Consider the following 26,627-nt stretch of genomic DNA (forward strand, 5'->3'; position numbering starts at 1 on the left):
CGAATGAGTCAGTTACGGCCGTAGCGGCCCCGATGATGTCCGCCTCGGCCGACGCCGTGCTTGCGAAGCTCGTCCTCCTCGATTGCGCCTGAATTGTCGCGGTCGGCCAGCGCAAACATCTTTCGCTGCCGATCTTCGATTTCGGCGAGGGAAACAGAACCGTCTTCGTTGGAGTCGAAGCGCTCGATCATCCGCCCGGCGCGCCGCTGCAAACGCTCGCGCAACATCGCATCGGCCATCTCCTCCGCGGTGATGTTGCCGTCATTATCGGCATCGGCCGCCGCGAAACGCTCCGAACCCGCAGCGATAAACTCGTCGGCGGTGACGGTGCCGTCATTATCGGTGTCGGCGCGTTCGAACATGCTTTCCATTCCGTGTCCCCCGCCACGGTTCATGCCATGGTCCCAGCGCGCTCCGTCATCAGCATAAGCCGCCCCGAGAGATCCGGCGGATACTGTGAGGCCTGTGAGAAGAATGAGAATGCGGGATCGGGTTTTCATGAAAGTCGTCCTTGCATCGTTCGTCACCCCCGATGCTCGATAAGGACGCCCCGGTCGCGCTTCCCTTCACGAACCGGAACGCGGATCTCCGAGAACCCTGCGGAAAATTTCCGCAACCTGTTTCCCGGTCTCCACAATGTGCGCCTCGAGCGTTTCCACTGCGGGAAAGCCAAGGATGGCACATAGACGGTCGGTCAATCCCTTGGGCGCGGTGTTCGGGTCGAAACCCTTTTGGGTACACAGACGCACCAACTGCATGATCGCCGTATAATCCGAAAACGCTTTCGTCAGCCGTTCTCTTTCCTGCGGTCCGAGAAAGCCGTCTTCGGATGAGGAAATGATATGGGCGGCGTCGTGGCCATTCAAATTACCATTTCGTAATTCCGCCAGGATCAGGAATTGCGCAATGAAATCGATGTCGGTCATGCCGCCCTCGGTGCGCTTGACATCCCAGACCCCGGCAGGCGGCTTGTCGCGCAGAAGGCGACCGCGCATGGCCACGATGTCGGCTTTCAAGGTGTCGAGATCGCGCGGTTCGTTCAGAATGGCACGGATCTCCGCCTCCACCCTTTCGGACAGATCGCCGTCGCCGGCCACCACCCTGGCGCGGCAAAGCGTCTGGTGCTCCCATGTCCAGGCATCATTTCGCTGGTAGCGGATAAACGCTGCGAGCGAGGTCGCGAGCGGACCCTTGTTGCCGGACGGACGCAGGCGAAAGTCGACCTCGTACAGGACCCCCTCCGCCGTCGGCGCAGACAAGGCTGCCGTTAACCGCTGCGTCAGGCGGATGAAGTAGCGCGAAGCGTCAAGCGGCTTGGCACCGTCGCTCTCCGCGTCGGCGTCCGCCAGATCGTACAACACGATCAGGTCGAGATCGCTGCCCGGCGTCATCTCGCGCGAGCCGAGGCGGCCAAGCGCGATCACGCAAACGGCGGCGCCGGGGATGACGCCATGCTTTTCCTCCAGTTCGGCCTTCGCCGCCGCGAGCGCTTCATCCACCACAAGGTCGGCAAGGTCCGAGAACGCCTTACCCGCCAGACCGGGTTCGAGGCTGCCGGTGAGCAACCGCACCCCGATCAGGAATCGCTGTTCGGCGGCAAAAATTCGCAGCCGGTCGAGCGTGTCCTCATATACGCGCGCCTCGCCGAGGAACGCGTCGAGCCGCTCGCGCTGCGTTGTCTTGTCCGGCACGCCGCTGAAAAAAGCGGGATCGAGCATGCCGTCGAAAACCAGCGGTCGCGCCGTAATGATCGACGCCAGTCTCGGCGCCGACGACATGATCAGCGCAAGCAGCTCGATCAGACGAGGGTTCGATTGCAACATGGAGAAAAGCTGGATGCCGGACGGCAATCCGGAGATGAACCGGTCGAACCCGATCACGCTCTCGTCCGCCTGGCCGCCCTGTCCGAATACACGAAGCAACTCGGGAGTGATTTCGGTGAGACGGGCCCGTGCCCGTTCCGACTGCAGGGCCCGGTAGCGTCCCATGTGCCACTGGCTTACGACACGCCAGATGTCGGCCGGACGTTCGTAGCCAAGGCGGGAGAGCGTCTCCACCGTGTCGGGATCGGGCGTGTCGCCGGTGAACGAAAGGTTGCCCTCGGCTCCGAGCGCAGCCTCATGTTCGAAGAGTGCTGCGTATTGGGTCTCGACGCTGCGCAGCGTTCTCGTCAGATCGTGCCGGAAATTTCCGTCGCCGTCGTAGCCAAGCAGCCGGGCAACCTGTTCCACCCCTTCCGGATCGGCAGGCAATTTGTGCGTTTGCTCGTCAGCAATCATCTGGATCGCGTGCTCGGTCCGGCGCAGGAACGCGTAGGCCTGCTTGAGCGTTTCGGCGGCTTCGCGCGATATGCCGCCGCCGGCCGCGAGCGCATCCAGCATGGCCACCGTGTTGCGCTTACGCAGTTCAGGCGCGCGTCCGCCGAATATCAGTTGCTGGGTCTGGACGAAGAACTCAATCTCACGGATGCCGCCACGGCCCAGCTTGACGTTGTGCCCCTCGATGGCGACCTTGCCGTGCCCCTTGTGCGCGTGGATTTGCCGCTTGATCGAATGGACATCGGCAATCGCGGCATAGTCGAGATGCTTGCGCCAGACGAACGGACGCAGCTCGTAGAGAAAGCGCTCGCCGGCGGCGATGTCCCCTGCCGCCGGTTTCGCCTTTATCATCGCCGCGCGTTCCCAATTCTGGCCGCGCGCCTCGTAATAGACGAGTGCGGTCTCGAAAGGCAGCGCAAGCGGTGTGGAGCCCGGGTCGGGACGCAGGCGCAAATCGGTGCGGAAAACGTATCCGTCTCCAGTGCGCTCCTGCATGATGCGCACCAGACGCCGCGTCAGTCGCGCCATGGTCTCGCCGATCATGGAGCGGTCCGGCCATTTTACGCCCGGCGCATCGGGATCGAACAGCACGATGAGATCGATGTCGGAAGAGTAGTTGAGTTCGTGTGCGCCGAGCTTTCCCATGGCGAGCACGATCCAGCCGGTGTCTTTTTCCGGTTCACCAGGGTCCGCGAGTTCGAGCTTTCCAGCCGCCTCCGCGTCCTGGAGAAGAAAGCCGATTGATGCGCCAAGCGCCGCCTCGGCGAGGCGCGACAGGAAGCCGGTGGTATCCTCGACGGTGAAGCCGCCAGACAAGTCGCCTAGGGCCACCAGCAGATGCACGGCGGCCTTGGCGCGCCGCAGTTCGGTCATCAGGGAGGCTTCGCCTTCCGCGATACCGTCGCCCCGGCGCATCGCATCGACGGATTGGAGGATCGCTTCGAGCCGTTCGCGCACCGGCAGGTCGTACAGACCTTCCAGCAGAGAAGTCTGGCGTTCGATCTGGTGTGACAGGAACGGCGACAGAGCCATTACAGCTGTCAGAAATCCGGAAAGCGGCGCGTCTGCCTGCACCGTTGACAGCAGGCGGTGCGCCTGGGCGCGATTTGCGGCTTCGATCAAAGTATCACGCGCCTTGGCGGTTGCCTCGTCGCTGCCGGGAAACAATGGCTTGACCGGAACACCAAACCAAACCGAACCGTCGTCAGCCAATGTTCAACCTCCTTTCGCGAGGGTCACACGCTAAAGAGCTTCATCGCCAAAGGAAATGCGATTCAGGTTCTGGAGATCGGGAAAGACAACACCGCTTTCAGCCCTGGCTCGGCCTCGCGCAGTTCGAGCGTGCCGCCATGGAGGCCCACGATTGCCGAAACGAGACTGAGGCCGAGGCCGGAGCCCGGCTTTGTCCGGCTTTCATCCAGCCGCACGAACCGGCCGAGAACGCGCTCGCGCTCGCTTTCGGGAATGCCAGCGCCCTGATCGGCGACCGACAGCCGCGCCATCCCGGCGCGCTTGTCCCGCTCGGCCGCGAGCACAATCCGGCCGTCTTCGGTTGCGCCGTATTTCAGCGCATTGTCGATCAGGTTCGTGATTGCCTGTCCGATCAGTTCGCGGTTGCCGGCAATCGGCAACGGTCCCTTTACTTCGTTGACGAGCGTCATGCCGGCATCTTCGACCAACGGCTCGTAGAGCTCGGCGACCTCGGAAACAATGACGGCAAGGTCGACTTCGTCGAGCTTCTGTTTCGAGAAGCCGGCCTCGACGCGTGAGATCAGGAGCAGTGCGTTGAAGACCTTGATCAGCTGGTCGGCCTCGACGATCATGTCTTCCAGCACGGTGCGATAATCGGTCTCCTTCGGGTCACCGGCAAGCGCCGCCTCCGCCCGGTTGCGCAGACGCGAAAGCGGCGTTTTCAGATCGTGGGCGATGCTGTCGGACACGTCGCGCAGACCGTCGTTCAGTTTCGAGATCTTGGCGATCATCGAGTTGAGGCTTTCCGAAAGCCGGTCGAATTCGTCGTTGGCCCCGGTTACCGGCAGGCGCCCCGAAAGGTCGCCCGCAACTATCCGTGCGCTTGCCTCCGACACGCGGTCGATCCGCTGCAGGGCGCGGCGGCCGACGAAGAACCATATCAGGAAACCTCCGACCGCCATGACGGTCAGCGCGGTGATCAGCGCCCGCCTGACAATCTCGCGGAAGCGCTGCGGCTCGCCGAGGTCGCGACCGACCAGAACCCGCATGCCGTTGCTGAACACGATCACCTGCGCGAGCGCACGCGGCGCCCTCTGCGGATCGTTGATCACGCTCACGTCGTCCCCGTATCGGGCGTAGCCGAACGGCGCTTGCGTCCATCCCTCGCTGTCCAGAATTCCTGGCTCGAGGGCCAGCACGTTGCCGGCAAGAATCCGGCCAGTGTGGTCGGCCACCATGTAGAGATTGGCGCTCGGCCGGCGCGACCGGCGGTCGATCTCGCGCACCAGCCTGCGCAGTCCGCCGCGGCTGTAGACGTCGCCGAGGGTTTCTATCTCCTCGGTAACCGCGTTTCGGGTTTCGTTGATCAGGAAGCGGGCGGTGGACCCGGTCATGTAAAAGACAAGAACCACGGCGCAGGACGTGAAGAGGACCAGGTACAGCGCCGACAGACGCGTCGCGGTCGTGTTTATGGTCGAGGAAAACCGGCTCATTCGCGCATCATGTACCCGGCGCCCCGGATCGTGTGCAGCAGCGGCTTGTCGAAGCCCTTTTCGATCTTGGACCGCAAGCGGGATATATGCACGTCGATGACGTTGGTCTGGGGATCGAAATGATAATCCCAAACATTCTCCAGAAGCATGGTGCGGGTCACCACCTGCCCCGAGTGGCGCATCAGATACTCCAGCAGCCGGTATTCACGCGGCTGGAGCATGATCGGCTCATCCCCGCGCCGAACCTCGTGCGCCAGCCGGTTCATGATCAGATCGCCGACCTGGTAGCTGGTATCCTGCTCGGCTCCGCTCTGGCGCCGCAACAGCACTTCCAGCCGCGCCAGCAGTTCGGAGAATGCATAAGGTTTGGTCAGATAGTCGTCGCCCCCTGCCCGCAATCCGGTCACCCGGTCGTCAACTTCCCCCAGAGCGGAGAGAACGAGGGCCGGCGTCATGTCGCCCTTGGAACGAAGGGCGGAGATCACGGAAAGGCCGTCGCGTCGCGGCAGCATCCGGTCGACCACCAGCGCGTCGTATCCGCCGCCATCCGCCATGACGTAGCCCTCGTCTCCGTCATGGGCGACATCGGCCATATGGCCGGCCTCGGCCATCGCCTTCTTCAGATAGGCCGCGGCCTCGCGGTCATCTTCTATGATCAGAACCTTCATCGGTTGCTTATCGCGTTACTGCTCGAAAATGAGAAGCGCCCGCGGCAAAAAAGAGACGGCAGCAGGTTGAGGGGGGAAGCCTGCTGCCGCCGTATTTGCCTGCCCGGGGGGATGACATGGTTATGTCCGGACAGCCAAATTTTCGCGTCGTCAGCCGCGGTTAAGCGGTATCGCTGCGAACCGGCTGGTATCGTCGCGCTCAAGCAGCATCAGAGCCGCCTTACGGCCGGATTTGGCCACTTCATCGAGCGCTTCCTCAATGTCTGAAGCGGACTTGACCGGCTTGTTGTTGACCTCGCGAATGACCTCGCCGGCCCGGACACCCGCTTCCTCGGCGGGGCTGTCCGGCTCGACCGCCGTGACCACGACACCGTCACCGTCCTCGGCCGGAGCAATCGTCAGGCCGAAGTCCGATAGCGCGGTTTCCGGTGCTGCTTCCGGCGCGGCGTCCGCGGCAGCAACGGTCGGTCCCGGCAGTTCACCGAGTTTCACGTTGATGGTCTGCTCCTTTCCGCGGCGCAGAAGCGTGATCTCGACTTCAGTGCCGGGATCAAAGGCGGCAATGCGGCGCGACAGTCCACGCGGATCCTTCACCGCATCGCCATTGACCGCGGTGATGATATCGCCGGCGCGAATCCCGGCCTTTGCGGCTGGCGCATCGGCCTGCGGGTCCGCCACGAGCACGCCATTCGTCCCATCGAGGCCGAGGGCGTCGGCGATTTCGTCCGTCACCGCCTGAATGCGGATGCCGAGCCAGCCGCGTTCAACAGAGCCATCGTTCATGAGATCGGCAACCACGCTCCGTGCTGTCGACGACGGGACCGCAAAGGCGATGCCGACATTGCCTCCCGACGGCGAGAAGATCGCGGTGTTCACGCCGACGACTTCCCCGCTCAGGTTAAAGGTGGGACCGCCCGAGTTGCCGCGATTCACGGCGGCGTCGATCTGGATGAAGTCGTCGTAGGGGCCGGCGCCAATGTCGCGGCCGCGCGCCGAGACGATGCCCGCCGTCACGGTGCCACCGAGACCGAACGGGTTGCCGACCGCGACGACCCAGTCGCCCACGCGGGTATTCGCATCATCGGCAAAATCGACATAGACGAACTCGCGCGCTTCCTCGACCTTGAGCACGGCAAGATCGGTGCGCGGATCGGAGCCTATCAGTTCGGCGTCGAGTTCGGTTCCGTCATCCATGACGACGGTGAATTCGCTGCCGCCTTCGATGACGTGGTTGTTGGTCACGAGAAAACCGTCCTCGGAAATGAAGAAGCCGGAGCCCTGCGAGGTCGGACGCGGGCGGCGCGGACGCTGCTGATGGCGCTCGGCACGCGGACCGTCACGGAATTGCGGACCGAATTCGCGGAAGAACTTCTTGAGGGGATGGCCGTCCGGCAGATCATCGAAATTCCGACCGCCAAAACCGAAGTCGTCGCTCGATGCCGGCTGAATATCGGATTTCACGCGCACCGAGACCACGGCGGGCGACACTTTCTCGATGATATCGGCAAAGCCCGGAGCGGCGGCCGGCGTCTCGACCCGCACGGCCTCAGCGGTGGCCGGCGTCATCGAAGTGCCGGAAAAGCCGGCAACGCCTGCGCCGAGAACGGTGGTCGCGAGCAACGCGGCGGCGATCTTCGTTTGTACGGATTTACGGGGAGATTTGGGTGTTGTCGTCATCAATTCATGTCCTCGGGTTTGAATTGGAGTGCCGGCAGACCCGGCTTTGACGAGAGATATAGGGCCGAAAAAATTACATGCCGCTTTCCGAAACATGAAATTTTCGTAAGGTTTGGAGAGGTGGAGAGGGAGGACATGATCGGCGGGCGAACGTGTTTGCGGGCTTGCTCACCTTGCTGAGCGGTCGAAGGCATTTCAGTCCAATGCGAGCCCTAGTCGATCCGCGTTACGATCTTGGAGCTTGATTCGAGCGTCCGGTGCACCGGGCATTTGTTGGCGATTTCCTCCACCTTGGCGGCGAGATTCGGCTCGACGTCGCCCTCGATGGTGATCACCCGCTCGAACCGATCGATCTTGCCGCCTTTCGCCTTGTGTTCGTCAGTGCATTCAGCACAATCCTTGGCGTGCACCTTGTCGTGGCTGACATCGACAGTCACCGCTCCCAGATCGAGTTTCTTGTGGTCGGCATACATGCGCAGGGTCATCGATGTGCATGCACCGAGCGCCGCGGAAAGCAGGTCGTAAGGCGACGGGCCGCTCTCGGCGCCGCCCACTGACGCCGGCTCATCGGCGAAGAACCGGTGCACGCCCGCCTGCACGGTGTTCTGAAATTTCGACTGCCGGGTCTCGCTGACGCGCACATGCTCGATCGGCTCGACGCCCTGCGGCTGTTCCTTCGGCAGGAAGCGGCTCGCCCAGCCGGCGATCACCTGCGCGGCGAATTCGGCGTCCTCGGGCTTGGTCAACAGGTGGTCGGCCTTGTCGAGCGAAACGAAGCTTTTGGGGTGTTTCGCGGCCATGAAAATGCGCGTCGCATTGTCTATGCCCACCGTGTCGTCGACGGGCGAGTGCATCACCATCAGCGACGCCTTGAGGTTCGGCAAACGGTCGAGCAGGTTGGTCTGGCGTGCAGCGTCGACGAACGCCTTGCCGATCCGGAACTTGCGGGCGGCGAGTGTCACTTCGGCCGAGCCTTCGCGTTCTATCGTCTCGAGATCGCCTCGGAAATTGTCAAGCACGTGCTCGGCGTCGGCGGGAGCGGCGATCGTCACGACACCCTTCACTTCCGGTATTTCGTGGGCTGCGGAGAGCACCGCCGCCCCACCCAGCGAGTGGCCGATCAGCAGAATCGGCGCCTCGATTGTCTGGCGCATATGATTGGCCGCGGCCACAAGATCGGCGACGTTGGAGGTGAAGCTGGTGTTGGCGAACTCGCCTTCGCTCGATCCGAGCCCGGTGAAGTCGAAACGGAACACAGCGATGCCGAGGCGCGACAGGTTGGCTGCAATCCGCTTGGCGGCGAGAATGTCCTTGCTGCAGGTGAAGCAGTGGGCAAACAGCGCGCAGCCGCGAATCTCGCCGTCCGGCAGATCGAGGCGCGCCGCCAGCTTCTCGCCCGTCGACGACGGGAACTCACGTTTTTTGGATGGCATGGCCGCTCTCCGTGTCCAGGATCGATAAGACGCTAGCGGTCGCCATTCTCCACGTCAGTTAAAATCTTGGAGAGGCGTTCCTGCTCGGCGGCCGTCAGCCGCGCCCCCTGTGCCGGCTGCCTCCGGGAGCGAAATACGAACATGGCGGCGATACCGCCGAGCAGCAGGACGATCAGTGGCGTTGCCCAGAGCAGTAAATTCTGCGCCGAGAACCGCGGCGCGAGCAAAACGAACTCCCCGTAACGCGCGACCACGAAGTCGAGAACCTCGCCATCCGTATCGCCCTCGACAAGGCGCTCGCGCACGATAATGCGGAGATCGCGTGCGAGATCCGCGTCGGAGTCGTCGATGGACTGGTTCTGGCAGACAAGACACCGAAGCTTGGCGGAAATGTCGCGGGCCCTCTCCTCCAGGACCGGGTCGTCCAGGATCTCGTCCGGATTGACGGCGAGCGCTGGCGACACGGTCAGCAGGACCGCCAGGACAATCGAGGCAAGGCGATGAATCATTCGACTATTCCGCCGGCACGGGCGCGGCGGCCCGTTTCGGGCGCTTGCGCGAGGGCACTGGCGCGCCGACACGCAATCGCCGGTCTGACAGCGAGAACGCGCCCGCCAGAATCATGATCACCGCCCCGAACCAGATCAGCGTCACCATCGGTTTCCACCACAAGCGGACGACGATCTCGTCCGTACCCTCGGTGCGGTCGCCAAGGGCGATGTAGATCTGGCTGAACAGCCGCGTATGGATTCCCGCCTCGGTGGTTGGCTGTTGGCGCGCGGTATAAATGCGCTTGGCCGGTTCGATGGTGGCGACAGGGGCGCCGTCGCGCGTCACGCTAAAGGTCGCGACATCGTCGACATAGTTCGGGCCGCGCTGGCCGGTCAGACCGTCGAACCGTACCGAATAGCCGGACAGGTCCGTCACATCACCCGGCGACATGCGCAGCACCTGTTCCTGTTCGAACGCGGTCACCGAAACGACGCCGAGCGTCATCACGCCGACACCGGCGTGAGCGAACGCCGTACCCCAGACCGAACGGGGCAGACCGCGGAGCCGTGCCGACGCAGTCTTCACTCCGGCTTTCGGCAGACCCGACTTCTGCCAGACGTCGGCAAATGCGCCGAAGACGAGCCAGAAGCCGATCATGATTCCGATCGCGGCGAAAACAGGCGCGCCGCTGGCAAAATAAAGAACGGCAAGGCCCGCGAGCAGGCCCGCGCCGGCAAAGACGAACAGGCGCTGCCCGGCGGCGGCAAGATCGCCGCGCTTCCACGCCAGAACCGGCCCGAACGGTATCGCCAGAATTAGCGGGATCATCAGCGGCACGAAGGTCGCGTTGAAGTACGGCGCGCCGACCGAGATCTTCTCGCCGGTCACGGCTTCGACCGCGAGCGGATATAGGGTGCCGACGAACACAGTCGCCGTTGCAGTCGTCAGCAGCAGGTTGTTGAGGACCAGCGCTCCCTCGCGAGAGATCGGATGGAACATGCCGCCATTCGACAAGGTCGACGACCGCAGCGCGAACAGGAAGAGCGCTCCACCGATGAAGAAGACCAGAATGCCCAGAATGACCACGCCGCGTGTCGGATCGCTGGCGAAAGCGTGAACCGAGGTCAGAACGCCCGAGCGCACGAGGAACGTGCCGAGCAGCGACAGCGAAAATGTGAGAATGGCGAGCAGAATCGTCCAAATCTTCAGCGCCTCGCGCTTTTCCATCACCAGCGCCGAGTGCAGCAGCGCGGTTCCGGCCAGCCACGGCATGAAGGAGGCGTTCTCGACCGGGTCCCAGAACCACCAGCCACCCCACCCCAGTTCGTAATAGGCCCAGTAAGAACCCATCGCGATTCCGGCAGTCAGGAAAACCCAGGCGGCGAGCGTCCACGGCCGCACCCAGCGCGCCCAGGCGGCGTCGATCCGGCCCTCGATCAGCGCGGCGATCGCGAAGGAAAAGCACACCGAAAAGCCGACATAGCCCAGATAAAGCAGCGGCGGGTGGATCGCGAGGCCGACATCCTGAAGGATCGGGTTGAGATCCTGGCCCTCGAAGGGAGCCGGCGACAGCCGTTCGAAAGGATTCGAGGTCAGCAGTATGAAGCCGATGAATGCGACCGAGATCGTGCCTTGTACCGAGATAACCGTGGCCCGCAGACTGGGCGGCAGGTTTCCGCCAAAGGCCCCCACGAGCGCACCGAACAACGAAAGGATCAGAATCCAGAGCAGCATCGAGCCTTCGTGATTGCCCCAGACACCGGTGATCTTGAAGAGGAGCGGCTTTTGCGAATGGGAGTTCTCGAACACGTTCAGGATTGAGAAGTCGGAAACCACATAGCCCCATGTCAGGACCGTGAAGGAAAGCGCGATCGAGGCGAACACCGCAAAGGCCAGATTGGGCGCCATTGCTATCGAGCGCGCATCGCCAGTTCGGGCCCCCATGAACGGTATCACCGTTTGCGCCAGGGCGAACACAAGCGCCAGGATGAGTGCGTAATGGCCGAGTTCAATGATCATTGCGTTGCCGTCCCTTCCTCGCCCTGCCAGAAGCCCTGCTCTTTCAGGCTGTCTGCCACCTCTTTCGGCATGTAAGTCTCGTCATGTTTGGCGAGCACAGTGTCGGCGAGGAACGTGCCGTCCGGTTGCAACCGACCCTCGGCCACGACGCCCTGCCCCTCGCGGAAGAGATCGGGCAGGATACCGGCATAACGAACCACGATCCGTTCGTTCGTATCCTCGACCGCGAACTCCACCTGTGAATCTTCGCCCTGCGTAACCGAACCGGTCTCGACCAGTCCGCCGAGCCGAAGCCGCCCGGCGTTTTCCTCCGGCGAGGCCAGCAGTTCTGACGGCGTCCGGAAAAACGTCACCTGCTCGCTAAGCGCGGTCAGCACCAGCGCAACAGCAACGCCCAGCAGCGCGAGAGCGCCGAAGATCACGGTAAAACGCTTCTGCTTGCGGGTCATTGGTCTATGGCTCCCGTCGTCAGGCCAAGAGTTGCGGCGAACTCCTCGATCACCTCCTTCTTGGGAGCGTCCTCCTCGAACGCCTCCGATGCCCGTACTATGGCGGCCTCAGCGTCGGCAATGCGTCCGAGTACCGCATAGGAGCGAATGAGGCGCTGCCACCCGGCCAGATCATCAGGATTTTCGCGCAGCTTGGCATCGAGCCTCTCGACCATGGAAGCGATCATCGCCTGCCGGTCTTCAGCATCCATGGCCTGTCCCTCGCGCACCGTCTCCTCGTCGAGGGCGGGCGCGGCTATATCCGCCTGCGGTGCTGCAGCCACCGCCGTATCGAACTGGCGCAAAGCATTAGCGGCGCCGGCGCGCCACTCGGGTGCCGCTGTTGTGTCGGCAGCAAGTTCTCGCCAGCCCTTTACGGCATCGTTCATACGGCCCGACTCGGCAAAACCGAGCGTGGCGAAAAACCGCGCCCGGCTATCTGTCGGATCCAGTTCCAGGGCCCGGGCGACAGCCGCCCGGGCGGCCGTATTCATCGATCCGCTCGCGAGCATGTAATGCGCCTGGGCAAGGCCCGACTGACGCTCGGCTGTCTCGCCCAGCAGGTCGATGGCCCGTTCATAGGCATTTCGCGCATCCCATGGGCGGCCGAGCCGCAGATACATCGGTGCCAACACCGCCCAGCCCCTTCCGTCATCCGGCGTCAGAGCAAGCTGGTCTTCGGCCTGCTTGACCAACCGGCTGATTTCCACACCCTGCGCCGTCTGCGCGGCAGCCTGCCTGGCCCTTTCCTCCTCGATGCGCGCGAGAAGCGGCTGCGCCTTCATGCCCGGCGTCCCGAACCCGCCATAGAGAAGAGCCGCGGCAGCGGGCACGAAAAGCGCCAGAGCGACCGCCAGCCCCCTGCCTTTCCAGGCCGCATGCCGGTGCGAGGAGCGCATGGCATCCTCAACGGCCAAAATTCGCCGTCCGATCTCGGCGCGCGCATATTCCCCCTGTTCGGCATCGACGGCGCCGCGGGCGATGTCCGCATCGAGTTCGCGCATCTGCTCCTTGTAAAGCGTCAGGTCGTAGAGATGCTCGTCCTGCGCGGCCGCGGCGGGTTTGGCGCGCAACGCCGGGGCGAGCGCAACGAGGAGCATCACGATCGTGAGAATGGCGGCGGAAACGTAAAAAATCATGGCAGTCAGATACCGATCCCTGTCAGGCCTGCCAAATCACTTCACCGACAGACTTCAACTACATATTCGCAAAATGCGATATATGCCAATCCCGTCAGGCGAGCGGTGTCCAGCTGCCGTTCGGGTTGCGGCATGCCGCGCCGCGATTTTCCAGCGCCGTTCCCTCGGCGTAGACGGTATGGGTGTACTGTCGGCAATCCTGCGACCCGACGCGGTAAGGCTGCGAGGCCACCACCTCGCCGCGGAACCGCTGGTCGCTCCGGCCCCAGGTCACAGTCTCGCCAGCGGGGGTGCGTTCCAGCGCGCGATATTCCGCCTCCAGCGCCTTGTGGCGGGCATCGAGGCTCAATTGCTGTTGGACGGCGGGAGCGATAATCCCGCCGTTGAGCGAGGTGATAAGGACGTCGCTGTGCGACCGGGCCTGCCCGGCCTGCGTCGCGCCGAAAGCCAGGCCCGGTACGGGCGAACGCGCGGACGTGGTGCATCCGGACAGAGCCGCCACGGCGGCCACGAGGGTCGTGATTACGAGGTTTCTGGGCATGAACACTTGTAAACCTGAACGTGGTTCCCGGGGAACATGACAAACTGTCATGCCGATAACTGTGTCGGCATTTTGTCCCTACAGCGGCAACTGCCGGGTTTCAATGGGAGGCAGCTGGAAGAATGACCTCGGCGCGCAATCCGCCCGCCCTGCTCTCGCCCAATTCGATGGTGCCTCCATAGGCCGACGCGGTTTCCGCGACGATGGCCAGGCCCAGCCCGGTACCGGGCACCGATTCATCAAGGCGCTTGCCGCGTTTGAGAGCGGTATCGCGCTCCCTGGCGGGGATCCCCGGCCCGTCATCCTCGACGGCAAGCTTCAGCCAGGTCTTGCCCGCGTCGTCGGCGAAATGGTCAAGCGAGACATCGATGCGCCCGCGGCTCCATTTGGCCGCGTTTTCCATCAGGTTACCGGCGATCTCTTCGAGATCCTCCTTCTCGCCCATGAACACCGGCATCGCTCGCGTGGTTTCAAGTTCGACGGATTTTTCCGGATTGAGCTTGCGCATCACCCCAATCAGTTTCTCCAGCACCGGGCGCGCATCGGTGCGAAAGACGATGCTCTCGCGCTGGGCGGCAATGCGTGCGCGCTTCAGGTAGTGCTGGACCTGGAAATCCATGGCGCGCGCCTGCTCGGCGACGATCGTCCGCGACGGACTCTTCTTCGCGCCGGCCTCGTTGAGCAGAACCGACAGCGGCGTCTTCAGCGAATGCGCCAGATTGCCCACCTGCGTGCGCGACCGCTCGACGATGCGCCGGTTGTTGTCGATCAGCGCGTTCATTTCGTCGACAAGCGGCTGGATCTCCCTTGGAAACCGGCCTTTAAGGCTTGTCGCCGCGCCGCTTCTGATCTCCGCCAATGCCCGGCGCGCGCGGTCAAGGGGGCGCAATCCGAGCAGCAGAATGCCGACATTGATCAGCACCACCCCTGCGCCGAAGGCCAGAAGAATCAGGCCCACGCGACGGGCAAAATCGCGTATCGCAAATTCAAACTCGTCCTGGTTCCCCGCCAGTTGAAACCGGGCGATACGGCCTTCGCCGAGCTCGATCTCGGTTTCAAGGACCCGGATATTTACGCCGCCCGGCCCTTCGGCGAACCAGACGCGCTGGAATTGCTCGTCGAAGCCCAGTTCGGACAGCGGCGGTCCTTCAAGCGTCTCGCCGGAAAGCGAAGGCGAGGCCAGCGGCGGCCCCTCGACATTCTCGATGGGCTCCACCCGCCAATACCAGCCGGAAAGCGGCTGGAGAAAGCTCGTACTGCCGAAATCGGGAAAGCCGGTCAGTTCGCCGGCGTCGTCCACCGAGATCGCGCCGACGAGATTGTAGAGCTGCGCCTGCTGCAGGTTTTCGAAACCGCGTTCGGAATCGCTGCGGTACAGGCCGATCAACAGCCAGCCGAGAAACGCGATCGCCGCCACCGTCCACAGGCTCGACAGGAGAACGACCCGGACGGCAAGGGAATCGAGCCGGAGATTCAATCGCTTATCCCGGAAAGTTCAACGCTCATACGGCTTTCTTGTCCGCTTGCTCCGGAGAACTCATCCGGTATCCGAGTCCGCGGACGGTCTCTATCAGGTCATGGCCGAGCTTCTTTCGCAAACGGCCGACGAACACCTCGATGGTGTTCGAATCGCGGTCGAAGTCCTGATCGTAGAGGTGCTCTACCAGTTCGGTGCGCGAGACCACCTTGTCGAGGTGATGGGCGAGGTAGGAAAGCAGCCGGAATTCATGCGACGTCAGCTTCAGCGCCACCCCGTCGACCGTTGCCTTGGAGGATTTCGTGTCTATGGCGAGCGGCCCGCAGCGAATCTCCGACGAGGCATGTCCGGCGGCGCGGCGGATCAGCGCACGCACCCGCGCCAGCACCTCCTCGACGTGAAACGGCTTGGTGACGTAATCGTCGGCGCCGGCGTCGATCCCCGAAACCTTGTCGCTCCAGCGGTCGCGCGCTGTCAGGATCAGCACCGGCATCGCCCGGCCGTCCTCGCGCCAGCGCTGCAGCACGCTGATGCCGTCCATTACCGGAAGCCCGATGTCGAGGATCACGCAGTCATAAGGCTCGGTATCGCCGAGGAAATGCCCCTCCTCGCCATCGTTCGCCGCATCGACGACGTAGCCGGCATCCTCCAGCGCCGATCTGAGCTGGTCGTTCAGCGAAATGTCATCTTCGACGACGAGAATGCGCATGGCGCAGACCTCCAACTGTTTTCGAAGACGCTATATCAGAGGGGAATGATCGCAAACCAGCTTTTGCTGCGCGATCCTCGAGGATCAGCCGCTGACGACCACTTCCTCGCGGCGCGGACGCTGTCCGTTCTGGCCCGGAATCAGAAGCACGACGCGACAGACGGTCTGCCCCCCCTCCGTCACGGTCTGCGCACTGGCAAGCTGCGCGCCACGCTGTTCGGCTATCCGCTGCCCGACAGCGTAACAATCTTCGGCGGCGATCTGCACAGGCTCGCCGAAGCTGTCTGTCAGGCGCAGCCGTTCAGCGCCGGCGGTTGCCGATGCGGCGAGCAATGCGACTGCGGCGATGGTGGTACGAAACATTTCTTCTTGTTCTCCAACTTGGCCGCCAAACTAGCCGCGCGCGCCTGAACGGGACATGAATAATCAGTCTTAACGCCCAGTATTCAAGCCCCGTCCGAGGCTGAAAGTTCAACCGATTCGGCTATTTGCACCCACTCTCCCCACAATCGCAACGATTGCGGCCACTGCCGAGATGGTCTGGAGAATCGATTCCGTCAGCACCGCCTGACTGCCCGCATCGACCGGCATGCCAGCCATCATGGCAACGGTCGCTGACACGCTCACCAACGCTCCCCAGATGGTTTTCGACAAATACCACGGTTTCTGATCGTTCATCATCTTTCCTTTCCTGGTTGAAGAGATGCTCACGGGAGAATGACCGTGCGGCGCGCGGAAATGCCCGCGCCTGCCGCCCGACTGATCTGGGCGACCGAAAAATCGAGGGCCGCTCCAGGGGTATCGAGGGCCAGCGCCGTCACCGTCGGCGCGTCGAGCGTGAAGTCTTGCTGACCGCTTTCGGCTTCGAACGCTGCCGTTCCGCCAACAAGCTGGCGAAGGCCGGCAATGTACGCCTTTATGTCATGGTGTCGCCGCGCGGCGATCTGATCGGCTTTTATGCGCTGAACGCCCACGCGGTCGATTATCGCGATATTCCGGCGAGATACGCGCGAAACAGACCCGGGCACGGCGCGATTCCCGCCGCCTATATCTCGATGATCGGGCGCGACAGGCGGTTTCGCGGCGGCGGTTTCGGCGCGGATCTCCTCGCCGACGCGCTCCGGCGCATCGAGGCGGCGGCCGGCCGGATCGGCATCGCCCTCGTCAAGCTCGACGTGCTGGATTGCGGCGATCCGGAAAAAGTCTCCAGCCGCAAGGCGATCTATCAGGGCTTCGGCTTCCAGCCCCTCCCCTCCAATCCGCTGCGCATGTTCCTGCCGATAGCAACGGTGAGGCTGGTGCTGGCGGAAAAAGAAAGTTGAGCAGGCAGCGCCACTCCCCCACCCCCGCCGTCCTTGCCCAACCGCGCCGTATGCGGGCAAACTGCTACAAGAGCTGGCAGCGCCCCCTCCTCTCGACCGCCTGATACTCTCCGCCAGATCGGGAAACACCTCGGCAAAAGGCTTTGCCCGGGCAAGCTCTTCATCGGACGCTTCCCAGGTATCGGGATCGTCGGCGATCTGCTTCTGGATATTCGCCTCTTCCTGGTCCGTAAGGGGTTTGGCGTTGAATTTGCCCTTCATTGGCGGCTCCTCTCGCTACGGCGCACCGCGCACAAGCAAGCACGGAAGTCACCCGGCGAGCAAACTCCGGCTGGGCGGCGCTGATCCTCGCCGGAATGGCGGTGCTTGCGTGGCCACACTGGCACCCCCTCCCTTCCCAACCGCTGGCGGTCTGGGATGCGGGAATCGTCACGTTCGCCATCGGCGGCTGCAACGGGCGGTTGGTTGGTCGAACAGCACGGCGGTGGTATATTGAAAGCTCCCCTTTCCACGCTGTCGCGATTGCTCGCGCGCCGTCCGTCCCGTCAGCGGCTGGTGGAAGGTGCAGACTCCCGGCCGACGGCCGGGGGATCGCCTCCACCGTAGGTTAGGGAGGAGGGGCTGATGGCAAACAAGCAACTGCGATTTCCAAACGGATACCGCACGTCGTCGTCGAACATCACCAGGGTGAAGGTCTTCCCCGAGCGCTCGCTCTCATGGAACCGCGTCTACGTCGTGGTGATTGAGAATGACAAGATCGTCTATGAGGGGCTCGTCGAACTGGACAAGATCGAAGTGAAGAAGCCGCGCATCCGAAAATCGCGCCAGAAGGCGATGCTTTGAGGGCTGTGGAGGGCACGCCGGATCGGCATCGCCGTCGTCATGCTCGACGTGCCGGATTGCGGCGATCCGGAAAAGTTTCCAGCCGCAAGGCGATCTATCGGGGCTTCGGCTTCCAGCCGCTCCCCTCCAATCCGCTGCGCATCTTCCTGCCGATAGCAACGGTGCGGCGGGTGCTGGCGGAAATTGGCGCTTGACCCCCCATCCTTGCCCAACCGCGCCGTATGCGGGCAAACTGCCGCAGGGGTGGTGGAGCGATGTTCGACTGGAACGACATGCGTATCTTCCTTGCGGTCGCCGACGAGGGTTCGACGCTTGCCGCGTCCAGAAAGCTCGCCATCAACCAGACGACGGTCAGCCGGCGCATCCGGGTGCTGGAACATGCCCTCGGGCTGACCCTGTTCGAGCGCGACACGCGGGGCTATGCGCTGACTTCGCAGGGCAGCGCGATGATCGGCCTTGCCCGGGAGATGGCGGCCGTCGCCGAGAAGACGGTTTCGCGCGCCGACCATCTGGGGCGCGCCTCGGAAGGCCGGATAAGGGTCACGGCGGCCCATTCCAGCATGGCCCACTGGGTGCTGCCGCTGATCGCGGAATTCCGCAAACACAACCCCGACATCCATTTCGAGACGAACGCCGCCGAACACTATGTCTCCCTGGAAGACGGCGAGGCCGATGTCGCCATCCGCGCCGCCGACGCGATTCAGGGCGACACGTTGATCGCCAGAAAACTGCCGCCGGTCAGATGGGCGATCTACTGCAGCAAGGCCTATCTGGCGGCCAGGGGCATGCCGCGCTCGCTGGACGAGCTGGCAAGCCACCCGGTCCTCAGCTACCCCGAGCCGATGGTGGAAGGCGTCAAGCTGATGAAGTGGCTGCAGCAACATATGGACAGCGCCCGGATCGTCAGCACGGTCGATTCCGTCGTCACCATGTCGGCTTCGCTCAGGACCGAGGAGGCGGTCGGCGTCCTGCCCTGCGTCGAGGGGGATTCCCTGCCCGATCTCGTGCGGTGCTTCAATCAGGAGGAACTGACGAGCGGGCTCTGGCTTGTCGCGTCGCGTGACGCCTATCAGGAGCCGCGCGTGCGCAAGTTCCTGAAGTTCGTCGGCGAGAACTTTCCGAAGGACGGGGCGGAGGCACGGTTCTGAACCGCCCTACCCCTCCCTGATCTCCGGCCCCTTGCCGTCCTTCCATTCCAGGAGATAGCCGCCGCCACGCGTCACCTTGCGGAACGCGACGGTCGAGAACACCGCGACGCAGTTCCCGCCCGCGCGGCGCACCGAGGGATAGGCGATGCCGTGGCCGCCCCTCGCCCGCACCTCGCGGGCGACCTTTTGGCCTTCCGGGTAGCCCTTCGCCGGGTCGGGATCGAGGCAGGGGTGGCCGGGCTCCCGGTGCAGATCCGCCATCCAGCCCTCGACATGGGCGATGAGCTGCACGTAGCGCGAGCGGTTGTCGGTGCCGCCGGCATTGCGGATCTCGCGGTCGAGGTGAAAGGCGATCTCCGCCAGGCTGGTCTCGATCTCCAGCCCCGCATACCAGGCGCCGCGCCCCTCGCCGTTGAAGCGGTTGCCCCCGGCGCGCGTATAGACCAGCGCCGCGTTGACGAAGGAATGGCCGTAGCCGAAATCGGGCGTGAGCAATTCGCCCGGCGTCACCTCGTCCAGTTCACCGCGTTCGGCCATCAGCCGGCCGCTGGTGCGGGCCTCCAGCGCGGTGAGTATGGCGATCTCGGCCGCATCGTCGGCCAGCGGCGCGACGGCCGGCTCGTCGGCATAGGCCTGCGCGATCAGCCGGTGGGTGTTCTTCTCGTCGAAGGCGGCAAGGGGTATTTCGCTCACGCGCCGCCCCGCAGGGCGTCGACATGGCCGCGGATGCGCATCATGGCGGGAATGCCGCCGCCGATCATCATTTCGACCGGCGTCTTTCCGGCGAAGCCGGCATTGGCGCTTTTCGGCCAGCCGTAGGTCAGCGGGCCGTCAAACAGCAGCCGCAAGCCCTTGAAAAGCCCGACCAAAAGGCTCGCGCGCATCATCTGGTCCTGGTTCAGCGCGCCGCGAAAGCTGCCGTCCTTCATCCGCGACCATGTGCGCGGGGTGACGCCCGCCAGCGCCGCGGCTTCCTCGTTGGTGAGACGCCAGTGCTCGGCGACGCGCGCCAGCGCCTTGGCGATCACCGCGCGCTCGCCCGCGGTCGGTTCGAAGATTTCCGGCCCCTCGTCCGGCATCAGCGCCGCATTGGCCATGTCACGCCTCTTTCCTGCATCTCTTCGCCATATGGCAATATATGATTCGCCATATGGCAGGTCAAGAAATGGCGCGCGGGCTGCGGCGTTAACGCTTCGTTAACTTTTTTTAGCAAAAGATTACCGGCTTGGCTGATTTCCCCATCTGCCAGGAATGTCCCCTACGGAGAGATTCCTGGCCGCGTCTTGTTGGCAGCCGGACGCCTCGGGAATCTCTCCACCCTCCACGACAATGGTTAACGCCCCGTAAAACGCCCGACGAAGCGCGGCGGGAACGCCGGATCTGTGCACAATACCCGCCCGCCGCCTCGCGAATCACCCTCGGCAAAACAAAATCTTCCGGCGCAAGGCAAGAAATCACAGTTATTTTATACCTATTCGCGAAGATTCTCCGGCGCGAATCGCGTAATGACTCTCGCTCATGGACAGGACGGATCATTCGCTGGAGTTTCTCGACAATATCGGGATCCCGGCATTCGTTATCGATGTCGAGCGGGATGGCGGCCTGCGCTACGTGATGATCAACGCCGCCCACACGCAGGTCACCGGCCTCACCAACGCCGTCCTTGCAGGCAAGACGCCGGAGGAGCTTCTTCCGGAGCGCGTCGCCGAAACGGTTACCGAGAACTATCGCCGCTGCATCGACAGCGGCGAGTGCTACACCTACGAGGAATGTCTCAACCTGCCGGAGACCACGCTGTGGTGGCAGACGACGCTCTCGCCCTTTTTCACGAACGGCAGGGTATCCCGCCTGGTGGGATTTGCGATCAATGTCACCGAGCGCAAGGAAACCGAATTCGAGCTTTCCAAGAGCTATCACCGGATCAAGCGGCTGAATGACGAGATCGATGCGGTGGCGTCGACCGCCGCGCACGATTTGCGCGGTCCGCTGCGGCAGATTTCGATCGTGTCGGAAGTCCTCATGCAGGATTTCAACGATCTCGGAGACGGAAAGTTGGAATTGCTGCAAACCGTATCGGGCATGACCAGCAAGGCGCTGAAGCAGATCGACGAGGTGCTTTCCTACCAGCGCCAGCTCGGCATGGGCGAGGTCGCGCTATCGGACTGCGATCTCAGCCGGATCTGCGCCGACATCGTCGCGCTTCTCGATCCGATGGGGGACAAACAGATCGACTTTCCGAAGTCCGTCGTCATGACCGACCGGCCGGCGCTTCAGCTCGTCCTGCGCAACCTTTTCGACAATGCGCTGAAACACTGCCGGACGAAGGTGGCGCTCACGCTGGCTCCCGATTCCGAACCCGGCTGGATCAAGTTCATCATGTCCGACGACGGCTGCGGTTTCGACCCGAAAGACTTCCCGGCCGGCTCGGCGCCCGGCTCGAACGGATGCCCACCGACCGGCGGTTTTGGCCTTGCCGCCGTGCGCAAGATCACCGAGGCCCGCGGCGGCGCGGTCGCAGTGGAGGAACCGGTATTCGGAAAGGGCGCGACGATCAGCGTTACCTTCAGGGGCGAACGCGCCTGATCGTCAATGCCGCGTAAGCCATTTGGCGGCAATATCCTCGATCATCCGGTCGTAGCCGGCCAGCGAGTCGGGCTTGACCTCGTATCCGTCGGCGCCAAGCTCCTTGGCACGTCTCTGATCGCGCGGACTGGTGGAACTCGACAGCATGACGACCTTGGTCTCGCCGCCGTCCCGTAGTTTGCGTATGCGCGAGAGCACCGCGAAACCGTCCGGGGCCGGCATCCTTATGTCGAGAAGCACCAGGTCGGGCCGACTCTCGGCGACCGCGGGCGCCGCGCTGGCGCTCTCGCCGATCTCGATCAGGTGGCAATCCTTCATCGCCGCACGCATCTTGCCGATGATAAGCGAGCGGTCGAACGCGTTGTCGTCTACCACCATAATGCGTCCGCCAGGAAATCTCTCCTTCGCAACAGCCGCCATCATCGCTGTCCTCCGCCTCTCCGCCCCCTGCTGTTTCAATGACTCGACTACGGTTTCCCTTACCGGCGCCCATACTCGCCCGGGACTGAACCGTTCCAACGCACGATAACCTCTCTCGCCGCCAAACGGAATCCCGGCGCGGCGCGGGCCGCCCGACTTCCCACAATTTCTTTCGCCCAACCTGGGTCGATCTGTCCGCACGCTGCATAAAAATGGCCCCGTTTCCTCGGTGCCGCGATTGCACGCGCGTCGCCCGTTACGCCGGTGGTTGACCGGGGCGCATACCGCCTGACCGGGCCGGGCTGCCTCACTTCCCTTCCCCCCGCCGCTCGCGCACGACCTCGATGAAATCCTCCGCCGAGCCGTCGCGGGCAAAGCAGGTCTCGATATTGGCGATCCGGCTCGAAACGCTGATTTCCGGAAAGCCGATCCGTTCCATGTCGGCGCGCATGGCGGCGGCGACCCGCTCGAACCCGGCACGGCCGTAGCCCTCCTCGTCGCGCAGGCGAAGGATCGCGACGCAATCGCTGATCGACTCGTTCATCAGATGCTCGGGGCCGTTGCGCGGCGGATGCGGCCGGTCGACATCGCCTGTCTGGTGGTGGGCGCATTCGTGGAAGTCGATGAAACGCTGGAAGTCCGGCGGCGTGGCGGAGTAATTGGAGCGATAGACCACCGGCTCGCCGTCGCCGTCCCGCGCCGCCATGCCCGCGGCCAGGTCCGCGCGCCCGCCGTCACGGTCCTCGAAGCGCACCGGCTCGCCCTTGTCATTGACACAGGCGGGCGGCGCGACAACCTCATAGGGAGGCTGGCCGCTCGCCGCGGCCTCGCCTGCCCCCTGCGCCCATGCCTCGCCGCAAAGGGCGAGCACCGCAATCATGGCTGGAAGAATTTCGCGCATCATCGGTTCCTTGTCCGCCGGCTCCGCGTCCACCCTACCCTCGCAAGGGTCTCGGGCGGGAAGCAGCAGTCGCCGGCCTTCCCCCAAATAGCATTACGTAAGGTAATGATGTATCCTTTCCCCGGGGCGCACGGGAGAGGAGACACATCATGTCCCGTCACTGGCTAATTTCAATCCCTTTCGCATTCATCATACTGCTCGGCGGCCTCGGGCCCGCCGGTTCGGACGAACACGGCAAGGCAAACGTCTGCGAAATCCTCGGTTCGCTCGCCAGGGCAATGCCGGCCGCACCGGCGGGTGGCGCCGGGGTTTCGCTCGGCGACTACATCGAATGCGTCAAGGCTTGCAAAAGCGAATTCTCGGGTCCCGATCTGACGGTGTGCATCGAGGGGTGCCGCTTCATCGAAAGCGGCGTCGTGCAGGGAGGCGTCGTGCAGGGGGACGTCGTGCAGGGGGACGTCGTGCAAGACAGTGAAGAGCCGGGGGTCGCGTTCTCCAAAAAGGATGAGTTGCGCAAGGCGGTGATCCGGGTCGCCAAGATGCTGCTCGATCTCGGCATCGACGAGCTTAAATGCTCCAGTATCACCACCGTCGACGCAGCCTGCTGCCGGGCATGGAACAATCTGCTGAGCACCGTGAAGGGCGGCGGCAACACGTTCGACGCCGCCAACCGCGTGCTCGTCGAGTGCTCCGGAATCGGCTGACGGACTGGCACCTGCGGCGCGGCGCCGAAGCTGCCGCGCCACTCCCTTCAGGGGCGGAGCCAGAAAATGGAGCCCCCCGGGCGATTTGATCCCGATGCGCCGTGCGGCTAGCCTTGCCCTCCGCGCCACCACGTCTCCCGGAGGTCCGATGTTTCACCGGATGGGAAATCAATTCGTGCACTCGGTCTCGTTCGGCGCCGGGGAACCGCCGCTGGTGGCCATTCCCGGTTCGATCGCGAACTGGGAAATATGGCAGCCGCCTCTGGAAATTCTCAGCGAACGCTGGCGGGTGATCGCACTGGATCATGCCGGCGTCGGTCAGACAAGGGTTCCACCGGACGAGATCAGCTTCGAGACGCAGGTCGAGACCGTGCTGTCCGTGCTCGACTCCCGCGGGATCGACGCCTGCGTGCTGGCAAGCGACTCGCACAATGTCGCGGTGGCGATCGAGGTCGCGCTGCGATGCCCGGGGCGCGTCAGGGGGCTGGTCCTGATGGCGGGGCTTGCCTGGGGGTTCGACACGCCCGAGACGCGCCGGTTCATCGAGGCCCTCGAGGCCGATTTCGGTGCCGCCATCGGGTTTTTCGCGCGGGCCTGCCTTCCCGAGGAGAATTCCGGCCATCTCCGGCAATGGCTGACCGACATACTGAAAAGCACCGGCCCGGAACGGATCGTCGCCCTTCTGCGGTCCTATTTCCCGGTCGACTTGCGGGACAGGCTTTCCGATATTGCGGTGCCGACGCTCGTCGTCGCCGGCGCCCTCGATGCGCTTTCCGCGAACCGGAAGGATTTCGAGTATCTGGCATCGCAAATTCCCGGCGCGCGGCTCGAACTGATCGACGGTGCGGGGCATATCCCGATGTTTTCCGAGCCGGAGAAGGTTGCGGCCCTGATCTCCGCCCATATGCGAGACATCACCGCAGGGTGACCGTGGGGCGGCCCGATCAGTTCCCTTGCTGCGTGGCAAGCAGCACTTTACCGTCCCAGCCCGGGCCTTCGACCAGCCGGTCGCGGAGGACTGTCCTCTCCGCCGCCATCGCCTCCGCCAGCTTCCGGCGCGGCGCATCGAAATCCGGTTGCGTCCGGTAGAGCGTGATGAGCGAATAGTACCCGTCGACGCGCTCCTCGACGGCGGCCCCGATCCAAAGCGGCTCGGCCTTGCCGTTCACAACGCGCAGATCGACGCGCCAAATGCGAAGCACGAGGCGCGAATTTCCCGGGCCTGCCGCCTGCGGGCGAACCAGCATCAGGCTCGGAAGCCTGCCGTTCGAGAACTCCGGCATCACCGGCAGGTCCGCCGCCGCGGCGTCCGGCGTCAGCCACTTGAGCGCGCTCAGCGACGTCCACGGCGCGGCTTGGCTCCAGCCCACGCCGGCAAGCGCGGTCTCGAGCCCCTCGAGGCTGCCGGCCCACTGGAAGTTGATCGGCTCGGCGATTTCGCCGGTCAGGTCGATGCGCCTTGCGGGTTGCCGCCGCCAATCGGTGGCCCACCAGTTTTCGGCCCGCAAGACCGGCTGGCGGCTCTCGATCGTGTAGCGCTCGAGGTCTGCCTCATGGGTCCGGTAGGAATGAAATCCGCCGACTGCGATCAGCCCGACGCAGGCATACGCGAAAAGCCCGCCGGGATGGATCGGTTCGGACGGGCGGCGCGTATAGGCAAAGCCCAGAATCGCAAGCCACGCGCTGCCGAACGCCAGACCGCCAGCGACATCCGAGAACCAGTGCGCGCCGAGATAAAGACGCGAAAAGGCGATCAGCGTGATCACCGTCGCCGACGCCAGCGCCACGGACACGCGCCATCTGCGGCGCAGGTTGTAGGCGACGAGAATGGCGAGGAAGCCGTACAGAACGAGGTTCACCGTGCTGTGCCCGCTCGGGAATGAAAACGCGCTCCAGCCGGAATAAAGCGTCTCGTTCGGACGCGCCCGGTGCAACGCCACCTTGATGGCGGTGTTGAGGGCCGATGCGCCGGCGATCGCCACCAGCCAGTAGGCAGCGGTCCTCCAGGCGCGCTGCGCCACGAGCCAGAGCAGCACGCCGATTGTGACGGCGATCACGACCGTGGTGTCGCCGAATTCCGTAATCGCGATCATCACGGTGTCGGCGGGTCCGGTGCGCAAATCCTGCAGAGCGCGAAAGATGGCGGTGTCGACGAGGACGAGCGGATCGCCGCTTATGACATCCTCCAGAATGCCGAAGAAGAGCCATGCCGCGCCAAGCAGGAACAGGCCGAACACGCCGATCGTCCGCGCCTCGTGGCGGGCCATGTCAAGCGCGGCGCCAAGCTTGCGGCCGAATCCGTCGTCGCGGGCATTCGCCCAGGCCTGAATCCTGTCGATACCGGCGGTCAGGAGCGGAATGCCGCGTCTCAGCGCCCAGCGGACGAGACGCGAAACGATCCAGCCGGCGGCGATCGCCACCACGAGGAGTATGGCGACCGGCTTGGCCGCCTCGCCGAGGACGCCGAAGGCCGCCCCGACAAACACGCCCGGCAGTACATGCGCAGGCGCCCAGACGAGGGCCGAAAACACATTGACCCTATAGAAGCGGCTGACGGGCATGCCGAGCATTCCGGCCATAACGGGAACGAATGTGCGCACGCCGGGCGTGAAGCGCGCGAGAAAGATGCTCTTCCCGCCATGGCGTTCGATGAAGGCCTCGCTGCGCGCAACGGCTGCCGGATAGCGGCTGAACGGCCAGATCCCGAGCATCTGGCTCTTGTAGCGGTGGCCGAACCAGAACGACAGGCCGTCTCCGGCGATCGCGCCGGCGGTCGCGGCGATAAGCAGCGGCCAGAGCACCACGACGCCGCTCGGGACCAACGCGCTCAGCGCAAGGATCAGCGCCGTGCCGGGAACGACAACGCCGATGACCGGGATGGCTTCGGACGTCGCGAGCGCGAAGACCGCCCAATAGGCGACGTGAGGGTGGGCACTGAGAAAGGCGATCGCGGTTTCGATGAGGGACGTCATGTATGCGGAGATGCCCGGTGTCTGGACCCGTTCAGGGCCTCGCATTATCCCGATACACTCGACGGGACGAAGGTTCACCGGTCGGTAGC

General features: G+C 63.9%; 26 protein-coding genes and 1 pseudogene. 6 read left to right on the plus strand and 21 right to left on the minus strand.

Annotated elements, in window-relative coordinates:
* Positions 1–8: 8 nt before the first annotated feature.
* From LC298_RS06790 to LC298_RS06860, 15 genes are all read right to left on the minus strand, one after another.
* Positions 9–500: an EF-hand domain-containing protein gene (locus LC298_RS06790; protein WP_131567872.1), complete on the minus strand. Its 492-nt coding sequence runs from the start codon at positions 498–500 to the stop codon at positions 9–11.
* Positions 501–566: 66 nt separating this feature from the next.
* Entirely contained in the window at positions 567–3,530 is a 2,964-nt protein-coding gene (locus LC298_RS06795; RefSeq protein WP_131567870.1) for a bifunctional [glutamine synthetase] adenylyltransferase/[glutamine synthetase]-adenylyl-L-tyrosine phosphorylase, read from the minus strand.
* A 62-nt stretch (positions 3,531–3,592) separates the two neighbouring features.
* Complete coding sequence (locus tag LC298_RS06800) at positions 3,593–5,002, minus strand: sensor histidine kinase (protein WP_131567868.1); 1,410 nt, start codon at positions 5,000–5,002, stop codon at positions 3,593–3,595.
* On the minus strand, positions 4,999–5,670 hold the full coding sequence (locus LC298_RS06805) for a response regulator transcription factor (RefSeq protein WP_131567866.1): 672 nt from the start codon (positions 5,668–5,670) through the stop codon (positions 4,999–5,001). Before LC298_RS06805 ends, LC298_RS06800 begins: the two co-directional genes overlap by 4 nt.
* Before the next feature lie 150 nt (positions 5,671–5,820).
* Complete coding sequence (locus tag LC298_RS06810; protein ID WP_131567864.1) at positions 5,821–7,347, minus strand: Do family serine endopeptidase; 1,527 nt, start codon at positions 7,345–7,347, stop codon at positions 5,821–5,823.
* A gap of 212 nt (positions 7,348–7,559) precedes the next feature.
* Entirely contained in the window at positions 7,560–8,780 is a 1,221-nt protein-coding gene (locus LC298_RS06815; RefSeq protein ID WP_131567862.1) for a bifunctional alpha/beta hydrolase/OsmC family protein, read from the minus strand.
* Positions 8,781–8,812: 32 nt separating this feature from the next.
* Entirely contained in the window at positions 8,813–9,289 is a 477-nt protein-coding gene (locus tag LC298_RS06820; RefSeq protein ID WP_131567860.1) for a cytochrome c-type biogenesis protein, read from the minus strand.
* Positions 9,290–9,293: 4 nt separating this feature from the next.
* Positions 9,294–11,291, minus strand: coding sequence for a heme lyase CcmF/NrfE family subunit (locus tag LC298_RS06825; RefSeq protein ID WP_131567858.1), 1,998 nt, complete (start codon positions 11,289–11,291; stop codon positions 9,294–9,296).
* The gene (gene ccmE, locus LC298_RS06830) at positions 11,288–11,740 is read right to left on the minus strand and encodes a cytochrome c maturation protein CcmE (protein WP_131567856.1); all 453 of its coding nucleotides are present in this window, start codon (positions 11,738–11,740) and stop codon (positions 11,288–11,290) included. Before ccmE ends, LC298_RS06825 begins: the two co-directional genes overlap by 4 nt.
* Positions 11,737–12,918, minus strand: coding sequence for a c-type cytochrome biogenesis protein CcmI (gene ccmI, locus LC298_RS06835; RefSeq protein WP_131567855.1), 1,182 nt, complete (start codon positions 12,916–12,918; stop codon positions 11,737–11,739). The genes ccmE and ccmI overlap by 4 nt, the downstream gene beginning before the upstream one ends.
* A gap of 94 nt (positions 12,919–13,012) precedes the next feature.
* Positions 13,013–13,459 carry an RT0821/Lpp0805 family surface protein gene (locus LC298_RS06840; protein WP_131567853.1) on the minus strand — a complete coding sequence of 149 codons (447 nt, stop codon included), beginning with the start codon at positions 13,457–13,459 and terminating at the stop codon, positions 13,013–13,015.
* A gap of 100 nt (positions 13,460–13,559) precedes the next feature.
* Positions 13,560–14,936, minus strand: coding sequence for an ATP-binding protein (locus LC298_RS06845; RefSeq protein WP_131567851.1), 1,377 nt, complete (start codon positions 14,934–14,936; stop codon positions 13,560–13,562).
* A gap of 25 nt (positions 14,937–14,961) precedes the next feature.
* Positions 14,962–15,645 (minus strand): response regulator transcription factor, encoded by a 684-nt coding sequence (locus LC298_RS06850; RefSeq protein WP_131567849.1) that lies wholly within the window; start codon positions 15,643–15,645, stop codon positions 14,962–14,964.
* A gap of 84 nt (positions 15,646–15,729) precedes the next feature.
* Entirely contained in the window at positions 15,730–16,008 is a 279-nt protein-coding gene (locus LC298_RS06855) for a hypothetical protein (RefSeq protein WP_223385571.1), read from the minus strand.
* Between the two features lie 108 nt (positions 16,009–16,116).
* Entirely contained in the window at positions 16,117–16,326 is a 210-nt protein-coding gene (locus LC298_RS06860; RefSeq protein ID WP_223385572.1) for a hypothetical protein, read from the minus strand.
* Between the two features lie 164 nt (positions 16,327–16,490).
* Between LC298_RS06860 and LC298_RS06865 the strand changes: the two genes are divergently transcribed.
* Positions 16,491–16,967 (plus strand): GNAT family N-acetyltransferase, encoded by a 477-nt coding sequence (locus LC298_RS06865; RefSeq protein WP_158284743.1) that lies wholly within the window; start codon positions 16,491–16,493, stop codon positions 16,965–16,967.
* 87 nt (positions 16,968–17,054) lie between these two features.
* Here LC298_RS06865 and LC298_RS18175 read toward each other — a convergent pair.
* Positions 17,055–17,228 (minus strand): annotated as a pseudogene (locus tag LC298_RS18175) (BrnA antitoxin family protein); the annotation flags it as partial.
* Between the two features lie 363 nt (positions 17,229–17,591).
* Between LC298_RS18175 and LC298_RS06870 the strand changes: the two are divergent.
* Together LC298_RS06870 and LC298_RS06875 are read left to right on the plus strand one after the other, a co-directional pair.
* On the plus strand, positions 17,592–17,810 hold the full coding sequence (locus LC298_RS06870) for a hypothetical protein (protein WP_131567843.1): 219 nt from the start codon (positions 17,592–17,594) through the stop codon (positions 17,808–17,810).
* A 254-nt stretch (positions 17,811–18,064) separates the two neighbouring features.
* Positions 18,065–18,958: a LysR family transcriptional regulator gene (locus tag LC298_RS06875; protein WP_158284742.1), complete on the plus strand. Its 894-nt coding sequence runs from the start codon at positions 18,065–18,067 to the stop codon at positions 18,956–18,958.
* A gap of 6 nt (positions 18,959–18,964) precedes the next feature.
* On the opposite strand, the gene LC298_RS06880 is transcribed toward LC298_RS06875, so the two are convergent.
* Both LC298_RS06880 and LC298_RS06885 read right to left on the minus strand, forming a co-directional pair.
* Positions 18,965–19,651: an RES family NAD+ phosphorylase gene (locus LC298_RS06880; RefSeq protein WP_131567840.1), complete on the minus strand. Its 687-nt coding sequence runs from the start codon at positions 19,649–19,651 to the stop codon at positions 18,965–18,967.
* The gene (locus LC298_RS06885) at positions 19,648–20,055 is read right to left on the minus strand and encodes a helix-turn-helix domain-containing protein (protein ID WP_223385573.1); all 408 of its coding nucleotides are present in this window, start codon (positions 20,053–20,055) and stop codon (positions 19,648–19,650) included. The genes LC298_RS06880 and LC298_RS06885 overlap by 4 nt, the downstream gene beginning before the upstream one ends.
* Positions 20,056–20,476: 421 nt before the next feature.
* Between LC298_RS06885 and LC298_RS06890 the strand changes: the two genes are divergently transcribed.
* On the plus strand, positions 20,477–21,541 hold the full coding sequence (locus LC298_RS06890) for a sensor histidine kinase (RefSeq protein WP_131567838.1): 1,065 nt from the start codon (positions 20,477–20,479) through the stop codon (positions 21,539–21,541).
* Between the two features lie 3 nt (positions 21,542–21,544).
* Here the strand turns inward: LC298_RS06890 and LC298_RS06895 are convergent, their stop codons facing one another.
* Positions 21,545–21,964 (minus strand): response regulator, encoded by a 420-nt coding sequence (locus LC298_RS06895; protein ID WP_131567836.1) that lies wholly within the window; start codon positions 21,962–21,964, stop codon positions 21,545–21,547.
* A 304-nt stretch (positions 21,965–22,268) separates the two neighbouring features.
* Complete coding sequence (locus LC298_RS06900; protein ID WP_131567834.1) at positions 22,269–22,862, minus strand: hypothetical protein; 594 nt, start codon at positions 22,860–22,862, stop codon at positions 22,269–22,271.
* Between the two features lie 149 nt (positions 22,863–23,011).
* Between LC298_RS06900 and LC298_RS06905 the strand changes: the two genes are divergently transcribed.
* Together LC298_RS06905 and LC298_RS06910 are read left to right on the plus strand one after the other, a co-directional pair.
* Positions 23,012–23,566 (plus strand): hypothetical protein, encoded by a 555-nt coding sequence (locus tag LC298_RS06905; RefSeq protein WP_131567832.1) that lies wholly within the window; start codon positions 23,012–23,014, stop codon positions 23,564–23,566.
* Positions 23,567–23,714: 148 nt separating this feature from the next.
* Positions 23,715–24,494, plus strand: coding sequence for an alpha/beta fold hydrolase (locus tag LC298_RS06910; RefSeq protein ID WP_158284741.1), 780 nt, complete (start codon positions 23,715–23,717; stop codon positions 24,492–24,494).
* A 16-nt stretch (positions 24,495–24,510) separates the two neighbouring features.
* On the opposite strand, the gene LC298_RS06915 is transcribed toward LC298_RS06910, so the two are convergent.
* Positions 24,511–26,538 carry a bifunctional DedA family/phosphatase PAP2 family protein gene (locus LC298_RS06915; RefSeq protein ID WP_131567828.1) on the minus strand — a complete coding sequence of 676 codons (2,028 nt, stop codon included), beginning with the start codon at positions 26,536–26,538 and terminating at the stop codon, positions 24,511–24,513.
* Positions 26,539–26,627 lie beyond the last annotated feature (89 nt).

Source organism: Oricola cellulosilytica (assembly GCF_019966575.1).
GTDB classification, from domain to species: Bacteria; Pseudomonadota; Alphaproteobacteria; order Rhizobiales; family Rhizobiaceae; genus Oricola; species Oricola cellulosilytica.